A 14,911-nucleotide genomic window follows, 5' to 3' on the forward strand; every position below is an offset into this window, starting at 1 on the left:
GGGATTGACGGATGCTCAATAAAAAAAATACATGGACACCGTCTTTATTTCGAGATTATAGAAATGCAGAACATGATGCGTGTGGAATCGTTTCCGTTATGGAGAAACGAAAAATTGCTACAAAAGAAAACATTGACCTTTGCATACAATCACTCGTCAAAATGAATCATAGAGCTGGTTTCATTAATGGCGAGGGCGATGGCATCGGCATTCACATTGATATACCAAAAACACTTTGGAATGAAAAACTAAAAAGTAGCGGATATAATCCAACGATTGTGGATCATCCCCACTTTATCGTTGGACATTTTTTTCTAAATAAAAAAGAAAACATTACTGCCTTAAAAGATTATATTCGTACGCAATTAAACAACAAAAACTTTACTATTATTTTCGAAAGTGACGATGCAACAAACTCAGATGCGCTCGGTCCACTTGGTAAACAAGAAGAACCTTTATTTTGGCAAGTTGCCCTTATCGCAGAAAACGAAATTATAAATATTGAGCAAACATTATTTTCTGTCACAATAAAAATAGAGGAAAACGAAGCAATTCATGTTGCTTCATTAAGTCATGATCATGTTGTATATAAAGTTCTAGGTGCTGGTGATACGCTTGTTGCCTACTATAATGATTTACAACATCCGCTTATCGCTTCAACTATGACATTAGGACATAACCGCTACTCTACTAATACATTATCTAATTTTTTTCGTGTACAACCATTTAGCATTCTCGGACATAATGGTGAAATTAACACAATTGCGAAATTACGCGATCAAGCTGAAATGATTGATGTACCACTTACTGCAGGAGGCAGTGACTCTCAAGATTTAAACCGCACCTTAGAAACCCTACTTGTTCAATACGGCTACAGCTTATTTGAAGCAATGGAAATTCTATTCCCACCAATTATTAATGAAATTAAACTTTATGAAACACCTTTACAAGATTTATATACGTATATACGTGAAGCATGGGGACATTTTGCACAAGGACCAGCTGGCATCATTTCCCGTTTTAAAGATGAAGCTGTTTTCAGCGTTGATTCCCTTGGATTACGCCCAGTATGGAAAGTAGAGACAGAGAGCTCTTATATTTTCTCTTCTGAACCTGGAGTTGTATCACCAACTAAATATGTAGCAGAACCAAAACCACTCGCTCCTGGAGAAAAAGTCGGATTAAAATGGAATGAACAAGATGAACTTGTTCTTTATGAATATGACAAATATCAAATCCAAGTATATAACCGTTTTAAAAAGCGAATTGATACTACCAATTACCATTTAAATTTATCTATCCCTGAAACGAAAAAAATCCAAGGGCTATGTGATTCTGTTCAAGTTGAAACGAAACAATACGTCGCTTTCGGATGGGACCGAGAACATATTCAACTTCTTGAACAGATGGCAACAAAAGGCGTTGAGCCAATACGCTCACTTGGGCATGACTCACCACTTGCCGCACTCGATACTGATAGACGAAATATCGCTGACTTTATTAAAGAAAGTGTAGCTGTTGTTACAAACCCTGCAATTGACCGTGACCGTGAAATTGAACACTTCTCTACACGTACTGTACTTGGAGAGCGTCCAAGTTTATTAAGCGGCGCAAAACGGCCATTTGTAGTTGAAATGCTTTCACCAATTATTTTAGAAGGCAGCGTGGCACAACCTATTGCAGAGGAATTACACACAATTACGTACGAACAACTCATAGAGCTATTTAAGACTCATAACTCTATCGCCACAATCTCTGCTACATTCAGCTCGTCAGAAACTCTGCAATGCGCATTAAGCCGCATTAGTTCTGAAGCGATAGCTGCTGTTAACAATGGCGCTTCCCTACTAGTATTAGATGACGCCAAAGCCCATCTAAATGAACGATTGTGGATTGATCCACATTTAGTTACTGCTAAAGTACATCAAGCATTAAGTGAAAATAAATTACGCCGCAATTGTTCTCTCGTTATACGTTCTGGTGCTCTTCGCTCCTTACATGACATTGTCACGCTATATGGATTAGGAGCAGATGGTATTAATCCATATTTATTATTCGCGACTGTAAATGATGGAACAAAAACACCAATTACGAATCTATATAATGCACTTAATAAAGGATTAGAAAAAGTCATTTCAACAATTGGAATTCATGAGTTACGTGGTTACGGACGTCTCTATTCATCTATTGGATTACATGAAGAAATCGCAAATATATTACAGATTACAAATTTCTTCGGTTCAAATGATTTAGCCTTTTCACTTGAATCACTTGTTGAAGATGCAAAAATACGAGCAGAGGATTATAACAATCCTAAAATTAGAATGCGAAAATCATTTCATATATTCCCGCGAATTTGGAAAGCAATCGGCGATGTTGCAAAAGGAAATTCTTATGATGATTACCGTGACAAGTTAAGTGAACTAGAAGAGAATAATCCAATCGCAATCAGACACCTTGTTCAAACGAAACAAACAAAACATGTCGTTCCAACTGAAGAAGTATCTATCGGCATCAAAAATCATAATTTACCATTTATTATTAGTTCTATGTCATTTGGTTCTCAAAACGAAATTGCCTTTCGCGCATATGCAGAAGCAGCCGATCAGCTAAATATGATTAGCTTGAACGGTGAAGGCGGCGAAATTAAAGATATGATTGGAAAATATCCACATACACGTGGACAACAAGTAGCATCTGGGCGATTTGGAGTAAATGCCGAACTACTAAACTCATCAAACTTAATTGAAATCAAAATCGGTCAAGGCGCAAAGCCTGGGGAAGGTGGGCATTTACCTGGTTCAAAAGTGACAGCCAAAATCGCTGAAGCACGTAATGCGACAATCGGCTCAGATTTAATTTCGCCTTCTAATAACCATGATATTTATTCAATTGAAGATTTAGCTCAAATGATTACAGAAATTAAAACAGCTAATCAACTTGCCAAAGTAGCCGTGAAAGTCCCTGTTGTTCCTAATATCGGAACAATTGCTGTCGGTATCGCCAAAGCTGGCGCTGATTTTATTAACATTAGCGGATTCGATGGCGGAACAGGCGCTGCACGTATTCACGCATTGCAGCATGTAGGTCTCCCTGTAGAAATTGGTGTTAAAGCCGCTCACAACGCTTTATTAGAAGCAAGCATGAGACATAAAGTAGAGATTTGGGCAGATGGTGGTATTCGAAGTGTAAATGATGCCTTGAAAATCATGCTCCTCGGAGCAAACCGTATTGGATTTGGCACACTATCAATGATTGCAATCGGCTGTACTACTTGCCGTGGGTGCCATCTAGATACTTGCCATGTTGGAATTGCGACACAAATCGAGTCTGAAGCACAAGCAAAAGAACATGGGTTACGCCGCTTCGTCCCACGCGAATTAGAAAGCGCAGTTGCTGGCCTGCTAAATTTATTCACCTCTTTCGGTGTAGAACTAAAACGATTAACAGGACAGCTTGGTTATACAAATTTACAAGCAATTGTTGGGCGTTCTGATTTATTAGAGCAAGTTCGAGGCGAAAATTTATTAAACTTACGTAATTTACTACAAATAATAGAACATCCATCTGTTACAACAACAGAAGGCGTACCGGAAAAACAATTTAAGACAGTTCATTCCGCTGACTCAAAAGAATTGGTAGGCGTTGGTGTAGAGCAACGCGTTATGGGTGGTCTAGAATCATGTTATCGCGTTCGCAGTAAACTATATGAAGCTACTCAACTTGAACCACTTACATTAAAGTATACGGATGGTTCTATTCCCGGAAATGGGTTAGGTGCTTACAATAGTGAAAATTTATTTATACACGTAAATGGCGGCGCACAAGATGGCATTGGTAAAACTTCCTTTGGTGGTGGGATTTATATAACGAAATCAAAAGGAAAAGACGGAGTATATTATAACGGTTCTGTCGGAAAAGGATTTGGATATGGTGCACAAAAAGGGGCACTATACGTACAAGGGAACGCTGATGCTCGCGCTGGCATTCGCCTTTCTGGGGCAGACATGATAATTGGAGGTAGAATAACAAAACCACTCCGTGAAAAAGAGCAAGGAAATATAGGTGCATACTCCAATATTAAAGGTTTTGCTTTTGAATATATGACAAACGGGCGAGCGCTTGTTTTAGGTGACCCTGGTCCATGGATTTGCGCTGGCATGACTGGCGGTGTTGTTTATTTGCGTCGTGATTCAAACTTAGGCTTAACAGAACAGGCCTTAAAAAGAAGAATCGCAAAAGGCGCAAATGTTACATTACAACCAATTAGTAAAAATGGTTTGAAAGATGTAACTGAATTATTGCTAGACTATATTCGTGTACTAAACGAGCACGAGCAATATGAGGAAGTTGCTTTGTTAACACCATTATTAGATGATATACAGAACAAGTTTTTTGAGATTATCCCGAAAAAAGAACAGGCAGATCCATCTATCTCAACAGAGTAAAATGAGTAATTTTCATTATTAAGAAAAAATTGACGAAGTACGCTTCTCATAGTAATCTATAGTAACAATTTGAGACCTGCTGAAATTCAGCAGGTTTTTTTACTAAAAACTGATGTTTAAAAGGAATTAGGAAAAATTATAAAGTGAAACTTTAATTAGCCTACACCAATCGGACGTTTACCGGCATCCAGCTTCTGAATTTTGAGGCGTGAATCTTACTACTCACAATTAGCGGGATAAAATGAACACTAATTTCTTTTAACGTCACTAAAATATCACTTGCTAACATATTGTAATGAATGTATAGTATCATGTTGTACATTCATTATGACAAGAGAAAGGATCTTATTAAGGGTATGAAACTTGGTGCTCGCATTTTAAAAACGGGTATTGCCATCACGTTAGCTTTATTTGCTTGTATTTTACTTCAATTACCGAGTCCGGTATTTGCGGGAATTTCAGCTATCTTTGCTGTTCAACCGTCTGTATACCGTTCTTATTTAACAGCACTTGAACAAATTCAAGCAAATGTAATTGGTGCGATATTTGCTATCGCATTTGCTACTGCTTTTGGACATAATCCTTTTATTATTGGATTAACATGTATATTAGTAATTGCTCTTACATTACAATTACGATTAGAAAACACAATATCAATTGCTTTAGTAACAGTTATCGCCATTATGGAGTATCAAGGCGAAGATTTCTTTAGTTTTGCCTTACTTCGATTTGCGACGATTATGATTGGTATTATTGCGGCTTCACTTGTAAATTTAGTATTTATGCCGCCAAAATATGAAACAAAACTTTATCATCGTATCGTTGATAATACAGAAGAAATTGTAAAATGGATTCGAATGAATAGCAGGCAGGCTTCTGATTTTACAACGCTAAAAACTGATATTGATCGTATGAAAGAAAAAATGATCAAACTAAACCATTACTATTTGCTGTATAAAGAAGAAAGAAGCTACACGAAAAAAGTAAAGTTCGCAAAAATTCGTAAGCTCGTTTTATTCAGACAAATGTTAGCGACAACAAGCCGTGCTTTAAGTACGTTAAAATCATTACACCGTACTGAAAATGAACTGCGCTATATGCCGGAAGAATTTCAGGAATCTATCCAAAACGAACTTGACTCATTAACGCATTATCATGAACAAGTTTTATTAAAATTTATTGGTAAAGCAAAAAAACAACAATCAGTCGAAATGCTTGATGAAGTTGAAACAGGTAAACAAGAATTAATTGATATCTTTATGGAATATCAAAATAAAGACGATGAAGAAGCATATAAAACATGGTTACATCTCTTCCCTCTTATTTCTTCCATCATTAACTATAGTGAAGAAGTAGAGCATTTAGATTTGCTTGTAGATAGCTTCTACACATACCATAAACCAGAAAAAGAACTCCAAATCGATGATAAAAAAGAAGACGAATAAAAAAACAGCTCCTTTTATGCTAAAGGAGCTGTTTCTGTTATATGTTGAAGTTGATATAAATTGTAATAAAATCCTCTTTTTTGCATTAACTCTTCATGAGAACCAGTCTCTTTAATCTCACCGTCTTCAATGTAAATAATCGTATCAACATGCGTAATCGTCGCTAATCGATGTGCAATTATAATCGTTGTCCGGTCAGCAGCTAACGTCTGAAGCGCCTCTTGAATATACCTTTCATTTTCTAAATCTAATGCTGAAGTTGCTTCATCTAATATAAGTACCGAAGGATTCTTTAGAAACACTCGTGCAATTGCCACGCGTTGTCTTTGCCCGCCCGATAGCTTCACACCACGTTCTCCAACGACAGTATTATAACCATCTGGTAAGTCTATAATAAAATCATGAATTTGCGCAGCTTTAGCAGCTGCAATCACCTCTTTCTCTGTAGCCTTCGGATTTCCATATAAAATATTAGCTCCAATTGTATCGCTAAACAATAAATTATCTTGCAGTACAATTCCAATATGACTACGCAAATTTCTCATATTATACTTTCTTACATCTATGCCATCTACATAAACCGTGCCTTCAGAAACATCATAGAAACGCGGGATCAAACTAGCAAGAGATGACTTTCCTCCCCCACTTGCTCCTACAAGCGCTACTTTCTCTCCAGGCTGCATAGTTAATGACAAGTTGTGTAATATCTCTTTTTCATCTACATTATAACGAAAAGAAACATTGTCAAATACAATTTCTCCATTTAATTTTTTCGTTTGTACCGCATTTGGCACATTAACAATATCGTATTTTTCATCTAACAGTTCAAACACACGGTCCATCGATGCAAAAGATTGTGTTAATGTTGTAGATGAATTAACAAGGCGGCGAAGCGGACTATATAAACTATCCATATATCCAACAAAAGCTACCATCGTTCCTAGCGTTAACTGTCCTTGAATTACTTCATATGCTGCAAAACCAATCACAAGTAACGGACCTAAATCGGTTAACGTATTTACTGCCGAAAATGTTCTTGCCGTCCAACTTGTATGGGTTAATGCTTTCGTTAAAAATTCATTATTTCTTTTTTCAAACTGCTTCCCCTCATACTCTTCTAACGCAAAGCTACGTGTCACTTGCATTCCTTGAATACGTTCATGCAAATACCCTTGCATCGTCGCTAACGCTTGTGAACGCTCTTTCGTCAATTTCCGAAGACGTCCGAAAAAATATTTTACTGCAATTACATAAATAGGTAAAATCAATAACGCAACAAATGTTAATTTTATATTCATAGAAAACATAACAATGATAGCAATAGCAATTGTTGCAGTATCTAACCAGACGTTCATCAAACCAGTAATTACAAAATCTTTCGTTTGTTCTACATCATGGATGACACGCGAAATAATCTCCCCTGTTTTTGTATTGGAGTAATAACGTAAACTTAACTTTTGTAAGTGACCGAAAATATGCTTCCGCAAATCATACAGTATTGTATTTGCGATACGTTGGGCGAAATATTGACGATAATATTCAATCGGTGGTCTTAATACCGCAAAAATAAAGAAAGCAATTCCAATCGCTGTTATTAATTGAGATGTTTTATCTTGAAGTGAGCCAGCGCCTTGAATTACATCATCGATAATATACTTTAATAACCACGGCATAATAAGTGGGATACCGAACTTAACTAGTCCAATAATAATTGTAATAGCAATAAGCCACCGATATGGTTTAACAAATTGTAAATATCTTTTTATGCCTTGCACATAATCCCCCCTCTAATAGGACAAACCTGCCGGGAAGCCCCCTGCAGGTTTGTTTTAATTTCTGTACATTAAATATCGTTCATACCACATATCTACGAAATCTGGTGCAAATGGACCTTTTCTTTGATGAATCCACTGTGTTAAATGTGCTACATTTCGTTTTAAAATTGTATCAATAACAGGTGGATACTGCATAATTTCACTATGTTTTTCATACTCATCTTCATCTAGAAGCGTATATGTCATATCTGGATATACTTTAATATCTAAATCATAATCAATATACTTTAATGCTTCAGGATCATACGCAAAAGGTGAGCTTAAATTACAATAATAATATACGCCATCTTCCCTAAGCATCCCAATCACATTAAACCAATAGTTGGCATGAAAATAGCAAATTGCTGGTTCACGAGTAATCCATGTTCGGCCATCCGATTCTGTAACTACTGTACGATCATTCGCTCCGATTACAAGACTCTGTGTCCCTTTTAAAATTGTTGTTTCTTCCCACATTCTATGAATGGAGCCATTATGTTTATAACTATGTATTTGTACTTTTTCTCCTTCTTTGGGAAATCCCATATATGCTCCCTTCTTTCAACTGCAAATGCCCTTTGAACGGCATTCACTTTTTTTCTATTATAACTTTTTTGTCGAAATTTTAAAACTAAAGGGATAAGACTCTATTTTTCAAACTGAATATGTAGGAGGTTTATCGTTGAATACTATGCCCCACCGCTTCTTAGGAGATAAAAGGATTGTACTGTATTATTTATAAGCGAGGACATGTAATAGAAAAAGCCCTTCTCTATTTCCATACAAAGAAGGACTTTTCACCTAAAGATAACAATATATCTTATCCTAAATTTGAAATCATTTTTTCAGTTGCAAAAGATTGAATTACACTATTCGTTTGCTCTTCAAATTTCTCATGTAACATCTTCAACGCTACTTCTGTTCTATATATTTCCTGGCGGATAAAATGCAGTTCTTTTTTATCGCACGTATCTTTTTCATTCATTTCAATTTGTTGATACTTCTCTAGATGTGCTTGTAACTTTAACAATTCATCCATCGTTTCTAATTGCTCCCCTACCAACTTATCAAAATCGTTCATTACTTACCCCCTTTTGGACTTATTCATCAGTTATTATTCCTAATTACATAATTCTAATTGTTAACTTCCTTCTCCTTTGACTACATTTGTTGACTTATTAGAAGTTATGTCGTTCGCTTTCTTTTCATTACAACGATCCACGCAAAAAGAAAACACTTCTCCCGAATTAGAGAAGTGTTTTTCTTTCATTACTGATTTGAGCTAGAAGATTGTGATTGTTTTGCAGCTGACTTAGCATTTTGTTTTTTCACAGCATGCACGTCTGTTTCAGTTGCAAATTCTGTACCATAACTAGCGTTTGCACTTTGTGCACCAGAAGCTTGTGCTTTCTTTGCTTCTGATTGTGCGTTTGCTTGTTTTACTGCTTGTACATTTGTTTCAGTAGCAAATTCTGTACCATAACTAGCATTTGTACTTTGAATGCTAGCACCAGAAGTTGCCTTGTTATAACCTTGTTGTTTTTTACTCATCTTTCTCACCTCCACAATCAATAATGTAACCAATTCACTTAGAAGCTATCCGTAATTTTCTTTTGAATAATTTCCGCATATATCTTTTGTTACTTATTCAAACTATAAGAAATGGAGGTGGAAATATGTATATAGGACGCGATATGACTGAACTAACGATGATTTCAAAAAATGAATGGAAAGAAGATGAATTAGCTTATTTTCATCACTCACTACAACAGGTTCTGCCTTATTTAAATGTAGAAGGGCAGAGTATTTACAAAGAAATTGTAGTAGAAATTGAATCAAGAGGCGGCCTACAAGAAGGTGAAGCTAGTTGGACTCATGGGACAAAAATTTCTTACGATTAAAAAAGTGTTCCCTAGATTGGGAACACTTTTTTATTTATTGCATTGTAATTTTCTCCACACAATTTTCATAAATAGTACGGTGTGATTTTGAGAAAGGTAATTGCTCAAATACCTCTTTCGATACAAATTTTAATGTATCTGTATCAACAATATTACCGGTTACTTTTCCGTAAAATACAAATATATCCCAAGTACGATGTGTAAACGTATGTTGTACATTCATTGCGTATTCATCAATAGAAACCTCGAGCTCAAATTTTTCTTTCATATAATCTATAAGCTGTTCCTTCTGATTTCGAATACCTTCTCCAAGTTCAGCATTAGGAAACTCCCACATGTTAGCTAACAAACCTGTACTTGGACGTTTATTAATAACGTAACGACCGTCTTCAGTTTGAAGTACGCCTGCAACAATAGGTACCATTTTAGGAGCTTTCGCTTTACTTTTTACTGGTAATTCTTTTTGAACACCTTCAGCATATCCTCTGCAATGCTCACGTACAGGACAAAGTAAGCACGATGGATTTTTAGGAATACAAATCAATGCACCTAATTCCATCAATCCTTGATTAAAATAAGATGGGTTTTCTACTGAAATAATTTCACGCACAATCTCTTCAAAAACTTTTCGAGTCTTTGGTTTTGCAATATCATCCCATACTGATAAAATACGAGATAATACACGCATAACATTTCCATCAACTGCCGGCTCTGGTATACCATATGCGATACTTAAAATAGCACCTTTTGTATATGGTCCTACTCCTTTTAACTTTTCAATTTTCTTTACATCACTTGGTACAACCCCGCCGTATACTTCTTTTACCTCTTTTACTGCCGCATGTAAATTACGTGCTCTAGAATAATATCCTAAACCTTCCCATGCTTTTAATACTTCTTCATCATCTGCGTTCGCTAACGCTTCAAGTGTAGGAAACTTCCCCATAAAATTTGCGTAATATGGTTTTACAGCTTCTACTCTTGTTTGCTGCAACATAATTTCAGAAACCCAAACACGGTATGGATCTTTATTCTTTCTCCACGGTAAGTCACGCTGTTCTTCTTCAAACCAACCAATTAAATCATTTTGAAACTGCTCTATATTAAAATTGTTTAGTATTTCAAGTGTCAAACTTGATCCCCCTCATTTTTTTGCATATAAGTACTATTATAAAGATTTTAGGAAAAAATTTAAGTAAGATGACATAGGAAATAGAAGGCAAAGGACTTGAGGTATCGAATAAAAAGAGTTACATTAATAAAAAACGGAGGTGGATTTCTATGGACACAGCCACTCACCTTGTTATGGGTATCACTTTAGGTAGCTTAGCAACATTAGATCCAGCCATAGCACAAAGTGATATTGGCCCCCAAGCTGTTATGCTTGCTACAATTGCTGGTTCCAACATTCCTGACATTGACACAGTTCTAAAATTGCGTAATAACGCTAAATATATAAGAAATCATCGTGGGATTACTCATTCTATTCCAGCGGTAATTCTTTGGTCATTCCTTATAAGTGGCATCTCTTTCGCCTTCTTTTCAGAAGCTCCATATCTTCATCTACTACTTTGGTCATTTATTGCCGTCTTTCTTCACGTCTTTGTAGATATTTTCAACGCCTATGGTACACAAGCATTACGACCTTTCACAAAAAAATGGGTCGCACTTGGCATAATTAATACATTCGATACCGTAATTTTCTTTATCCATATACTTGCAATTGCTTGCATGCTCGTCGGTTCTCATAAGGGATATACAGCTTTAGCGGCATATATATTAATGATTGTTTACTATATCGGACGGATTATGATGCACAGAAATATAAGAAGCGTTGTACACAAACGTTTCAAAAATGTCGAAAAGATTATCATTTCTCCTTCTTACCGATTTTATCATTACCATTTAGCAGTCGTTACGGCTGATTATTACTACGTTGCGAGATGGCACCGTGGTAACATCATGATATATGACAAGTTCGATCGGGTACCGTTCCCAGACAACAATATTATGCGAGCAGCTAAACAAGATGAAAACATCTCAGCCTTCCTATCTTTCTCTCCTGTATATCGCTGGGATATTTTTGATCATGACCATTATTATGAAGTACGATTCATTGATTTACGATATCGAAGTAAAGATTATTATCCATTTGTTGCAATCGTTCAGCTCGACCACAATTTAAATATTATTAATTCCTATACAGGATGGATCTTTAGTGAAGAAAAGCTTCGAAAAAAACTGGAATTACTTCCACATTAAAAAAAGCGACTTAAGTCGCTTTTTTTAATGTTTCAAATGATCTTCTTGATTAATTAAATGACTATACTTCGGATTATTTGTCCGCATTTCATGAAGGCGTACACCATGATTATTAATCCATGATCGTACCACTTGTTCCGTCATTTCATCGCCTTGATAACGACCTGATTTTGCATAAGTTGTTTGAAAATCTTCCCATAGTAACTCAACCCACGCACGAGCTTGTGCGTAAGAAAGCTTGTCATTCTTGTCTAATAATTCTTTCGTTAATGTTTCATAAATATCATTCATATTATAATCTCCTTTTACCTATTTATCCCTTCATTTCTAAAGGATAGTTTCTTCAATTTTGCACATTCTATAATTGATACTTCTTAAAAAGGTATCAACCGATAATGAGGAGGGCGTTCGCAATGGGTAAACAAGCCGAATTTTGGTCTGAGTCAAAAAACAACAGCAAAATCGACGGTCAACCGAAAGCGAAATCACGCTTCGCTTCGAAACGACCTAACGGCACAATTAACACGCACCCACAAGAACGTATGCGTGCTGCAAATCAGCAGGAAGAGTAGTACAAATTAAATTAACTTCCTACACGAGGTGATAAAGATGAGCTACCGTGATCGCTTAGATAGTCGTTCTGAATTATTTAACCATACGTGGACTCGTCCAAAACATGCGAAAGCGCAAGTTAACGGACAGACGCAACAAACCCAGTCTCTCATTATATTGGCAAATGAATGTAAAAAACGCCAATTTTAGAATCTCCTATCTCCTTTAACGCCTACCAAAGATGAAAACCAGAGAGATATGTGCTCTCTGGTTTTTATTTTTCTTGCAATAAGGAAATTGGTATGCCAATCTCTTCATTATCATTTTGCTTATATCCCCAAGCAAATACCCCATTGAAATACGTAATTTTAAATAATACACCAGGTTCTTCTACTAATTCATATGTTTCACCAATATGGAACTTGTTTATATCCGTCATATAAGCACGAGCCATTGCCATTTTTCTCATTAATACATCAAATTCATTGACAATCCCAAGCTGCTCAGCTTTTACTGCTTGCTCCTTCAAAGCGCCAATTTCTTCCCTTAGCTCATGCGGTGTCATTTCACTGTAGCGTTTTGGCATATTCATCTTATTCTCCTCATTCCTCTTCGCGTTTCATTTGCAAAAATATCTCGATTTCATCAATAGAGAATCCTTTTCGATATAACGCTTGTTTCATCTTGTTTTCAAATGTCCATCCATCATGCTTCTTATATTTCTCATAATATTTATTCCCATGATAGTGTAACGCTTCTTGTTGCTTTTCGTCATCTTTTTCGTCTTTCAATTCTTCCAAACAAATTTGAATTACTTCTCTAGAATATCCTTTTCGAACAAGCATCTCATCTAACTTTAGTTTCATTTGTAAAAAAGAATGTTTTTGATAAGATTTTTTCTTCTTCTCTATGAGAAACAAGGCATTCTCAATTTGCTTTTCCTTCGGATATTCTTGTAAACTATGTGTAATAATTAAATCCTGAACACCTTTATTTAATAACTCTCTTTTAATAACAGTTGGACCTTTTCGATTCACATTACTTTGCGTTCGCGTATATAAAACAGCATACTCTTTATCATTAATATATCGGTCATGTAATAATTTCGAAACGACTTCAGAGATGATGGCCTGTCCCACTTCTTTTTTTCGTAAAAAATCTTCTATTTCTTGTTTTGTTCTCATTTGATAGGATAAATAGGAGATTGCTTGTAAATATGCTTTTTGTACTTCTTCATTGTACAAAATATTCCCTAACTCGATTTCATCAATTTCTAAGCCCTTTTGTAATCCATGTTTTATTAAGATTACTTGATCCACACTAAATCCGTACTCTTCGCCTTGACCTTTATCAATATAAATATTAAATCGTTCTTTCGATCGTTTTTGTATTTCTATTTTTGTAATGACAGCCATACTCTCACCTCTCTATTATTTTAACATAGTCGAGGAACATTTTTTCTTTTCAAGAATATATATAATGAGGAGGAAATACTTGTGAAAATCGCAATTTCTGGTGGTACAGGCTTTATCGGTAAATCCCTTTCTACTTTTTTTATTCAAAAAGGATATACTGTTTACATTCTCACACGAAAAAAAACTACTGAAACTTCCGACCCTAACCTTCAGTATGTTCAATGGACACCAGATTTACAAATCTTCCCCCTCTCTTCTATTGATGTAGTTATTAATCTAGCCGGAGAGTCTATTAATAGTAGATGGACAAAGCAACAAAAGAAAGCCATCTTAAACAGTAGAATTCAAACAACAAAAGGACTCATTAAACAATTGCAGGGACTCCATACAAAGCCACACACATTTATTAACGCAAGTGCTATTGGATACTACGGAACATCTGAAATAGAGTCTTTTACAGAACAGCATGAGACTCCTGGAAATGACTTTTTAGCAAATACAGTATATTCATGGGAACAAGAAGCATCTAAAGCACGTTCTCTCGGAATACGAACAATCTACGCAAGATTTGGAGTCGTATTAGGTGCAAATGGAGGAGCTCTTCCAAAAATGCTACTTCCCTATCAATTCTATATCGGCGGCACCATTGGTTCTGGGAAGCAATGGTTATCATGGATTCATATAGACGACGTCGTTCGTATGATGGATTTCATCATACACAAAAAAGAAATTGATGGTCCTCTTAATATGACAGCACCAACACCCATAAGAATGAAGGAATTTGGAGAAAACATTGCAACTATAATGAACAAGCCTCATTGGTTGCCTGTACCTTCATTTATCATTCAAACTTTATTAGGTGAAATGAGCATACTTGTACTAGAAGGGCAACGTGTATTACCCATTAAGGCAATTGAACATGGATACCAATACACATTTCCGGCAATAGACCATGCATTACAAAATATACTTTCGCATACAATGTAGTACTTCTAAAACACAATTTTACATGGGCTCTTTCAAAACTTTCATTTTCTAGGATCCGAAGCATTACCATACAAATAACCTTTCAGT

Annotated in this window: 15 protein-coding genes; 7 read left to right on the top strand and 8 right to left on the bottom strand. The window is 35.8% G+C overall.

Features of this window, described 5'->3' with window-relative positions:
- Positions 1-11 precede the first annotated feature (11 nt).
- Together IQ781_RS13010 and IQ781_RS13015 are read left to right on the top strand one after the other, a co-directional pair.
- Positions 12-4,448, top strand: a complete 4,437-nt coding sequence (locus IQ781_RS13010) for a glutamate synthase-related protein (protein WP_000932763.1) — start codon at positions 12-14, stop codon at positions 4,446-4,448.
- 356 nt (positions 4,449-4,804) lie between these two features.
- Entirely contained in the window at positions 4,805-5,893 is a 1,089-nt protein-coding gene (locus IQ781_RS13015; protein WP_000765787.1) for an aromatic acid exporter family protein, read from the top strand.
- A 14-nt stretch (positions 5,894-5,907) separates the two neighbouring features.
- Here the strand turns inward: IQ781_RS13015 and IQ781_RS13020 are convergent, their stop codons facing one another.
- From IQ781_RS13020 to IQ781_RS13035, 4 genes are all read right to left on the bottom strand, one after another.
- A complete protein-coding gene (locus tag IQ781_RS13020; RefSeq protein ID WP_001161599.1) occupies positions 5,908-7,668 on the bottom strand; it encodes an ABC transporter ATP-binding protein in 1,761 nt (586 codons plus the stop codon).
- 54 nt (positions 7,669-7,722) lie between these two features.
- A complete protein-coding gene (ntdP, locus tag IQ781_RS13025; RefSeq protein WP_000506622.1) occupies positions 7,723-8,253 on the bottom strand; it encodes a nucleoside tri-diphosphate phosphatase in 531 nt (176 codons plus the stop codon).
- Between the two features lie 274 nt (positions 8,254-8,527).
- A complete protein-coding gene (locus tag IQ781_RS13030; protein ID WP_000997575.1) occupies positions 8,528-8,788 on the bottom strand; it encodes a YgaB family protein in 261 nt (86 codons plus the stop codon).
- Positions 8,789-8,976: 188 nt separating this feature from the next.
- Positions 8,977-9,258: a gamma-type small acid-soluble spore protein gene (locus IQ781_RS13035; RefSeq protein WP_000039035.1), complete on the bottom strand. Its 282-nt coding sequence runs from the start codon at positions 9,256-9,258 to the stop codon at positions 8,977-8,979.
- A 125-nt stretch (positions 9,259-9,383) separates the two neighbouring features.
- On the opposite strand from IQ781_RS13035, the gene IQ781_RS13040 reads away from it, so the two are divergent.
- Positions 9,384-9,608 (top strand): hypothetical protein, encoded by a 225-nt coding sequence (locus tag IQ781_RS13040; RefSeq protein ID WP_000275436.1) that lies wholly within the window; start codon positions 9,384-9,386, stop codon positions 9,606-9,608.
- Between the two features lie 34 nt (positions 9,609-9,642).
- Here the strand turns inward: IQ781_RS13040 and mutY are convergent, their stop codons facing one another.
- A complete protein-coding gene (gene mutY, locus IQ781_RS13045) occupies positions 9,643-10,740 on the bottom strand; it encodes an A/G-specific adenine glycosylase (RefSeq protein ID WP_000171397.1) in 1,098 nt (365 codons plus the stop codon).
- 149 nt (positions 10,741-10,889) lie between these two features.
- Between mutY and IQ781_RS13050 the strand changes: the two genes are divergently transcribed.
- Complete coding sequence (locus tag IQ781_RS13050) at positions 10,890-11,870, top strand: metal-dependent hydrolase (protein ID WP_000379111.1); 981 nt, start codon at positions 10,890-10,892, stop codon at positions 11,868-11,870.
- Between the two features lie 24 nt (positions 11,871-11,894).
- Here the strand turns inward: IQ781_RS13050 and IQ781_RS13055 are convergent, their stop codons facing one another.
- A complete protein-coding gene (locus IQ781_RS13055; RefSeq protein WP_000998166.1) occupies positions 11,895-12,161 on the bottom strand; it encodes a YfhJ family protein in 267 nt (88 codons plus the stop codon).
- A gap of 122 nt (positions 12,162-12,283) precedes the next feature.
- Between IQ781_RS13055 and IQ781_RS13060 the strand changes: the two genes are divergently transcribed.
- Positions 12,284-12,442 carry a small, acid-soluble spore protein K gene (locus IQ781_RS13060; protein WP_000517891.1) on the top strand — a complete coding sequence of 53 codons (159 nt, stop codon included), beginning with the start codon at positions 12,284-12,286 and terminating at the stop codon, positions 12,440-12,442.
- A 37-nt stretch (positions 12,443-12,479) separates the two neighbouring features.
- Entirely contained in the window at positions 12,480-12,632 is a 153-nt protein-coding gene (locus tag IQ781_RS13065) for a YpzG family protein (RefSeq protein WP_000122093.1), read from the top strand.
- A 64-nt stretch (positions 12,633-12,696) separates the two neighbouring features.
- On the opposite strand, the gene IQ781_RS13070 is transcribed toward IQ781_RS13065, so the two are convergent.
- On the bottom strand, positions 12,697-13,014 hold the full coding sequence (locus tag IQ781_RS13070) for a YfhH family protein (RefSeq protein ID WP_001057020.1): 318 nt from the start codon (positions 13,012-13,014) through the stop codon (positions 12,697-12,699).
- A gap of 10 nt (positions 13,015-13,024) precedes the next feature.
- Positions 13,025-13,837, bottom strand: a complete 813-nt coding sequence (gene recX, locus IQ781_RS13075) for a recombination regulator RecX (protein WP_139847046.1) — start codon at positions 13,835-13,837, stop codon at positions 13,025-13,027.
- A gap of 81 nt (positions 13,838-13,918) precedes the next feature.
- Between recX and IQ781_RS13080 the strand changes: the two genes are divergently transcribed.
- Complete coding sequence (locus IQ781_RS13080; protein ID WP_065211587.1) at positions 13,919-14,824, top strand: TIGR01777 family oxidoreductase; 906 nt, start codon at positions 13,919-13,921, stop codon at positions 14,822-14,824.
- Positions 14,825-14,911: the final 87 nt, after the last annotated feature.

Source organism: Bacillus sp. N447-1, from assembly GCF_022701035.1.
Lineage (GTDB): Bacteria > Bacillota > Bacilli > Bacillales > Bacillaceae_G > Bacillus_A > Bacillus_A cereus.

Excerpts from the sequence above, each read along its gene's own strand:
- IQ781_RS13010 (WP_000932763.1), top strand. The coding sequence starts at position 12 with ATGCTCAATAAAAAAAATACATGGACACCGTCTTTATTTCGAGATTAT.
- IQ781_RS13015 (WP_000765787.1), top strand. The coding sequence starts at position 4,805 with ATGAAACTTGGTGCTCGCATTTTAAAAACGGGTATTGCCATCACGTTA.
- ntdP (WP_000506622.1), bottom strand. The coding sequence starts at position 8,253 with ATGGGATTTCCCAAAGAAGGAGAAAAAGTACAAATACATAGTTATAAA.
- IQ781_RS13030 (WP_000997575.1), bottom strand. The coding sequence starts at position 8,788 with ATGAACGATTTTGATAAGTTGGTAGGGGAGCAATTAGAAACGATGGAT.
- IQ781_RS13035 (WP_000039035.1), bottom strand. The coding sequence starts at position 9,258 with ATGAGTAAAAAACAACAAGGTTATAACAAGGCAACTTCTGGTGCTAGC.
- IQ781_RS13040 (WP_000275436.1), top strand. The coding sequence starts at position 9,384 with ATGTATATAGGACGCGATATGACTGAACTAACGATGATTTCAAAAAAT.
- IQ781_RS13050 (WP_000379111.1), top strand. The coding sequence starts at position 10,890 with ATGGACACAGCCACTCACCTTGTTATGGGTATCACTTTAGGTAGCTTA.
- IQ781_RS13055 (WP_000998166.1), bottom strand. The coding sequence starts at position 12,161 with ATGAATGATATTTATGAAACATTAACGAAAGAATTATTAGACAAGAAT.
- IQ781_RS13060 (WP_000517891.1), top strand. The coding sequence starts at position 12,284 with ATGGGTAAACAAGCCGAATTTTGGTCTGAGTCAAAAAACAACAGCAAA.
- IQ781_RS13065 (WP_000122093.1), top strand. The coding sequence starts at position 12,480 with ATGAGCTACCGTGATCGCTTAGATAGTCGTTCTGAATTATTTAACCAT.
- IQ781_RS13070 (WP_001057020.1), bottom strand. The coding sequence starts at position 13,014 with ATGAATATGCCAAAACGCTACAGTGAAATGACACCGCATGAGCTAAGG.
- recX (WP_139847046.1), bottom strand. The coding sequence starts at position 13,837 with ATGGCTGTCATTACAAAAATAGAAATACAAAAACGATCGAAAGAACGA.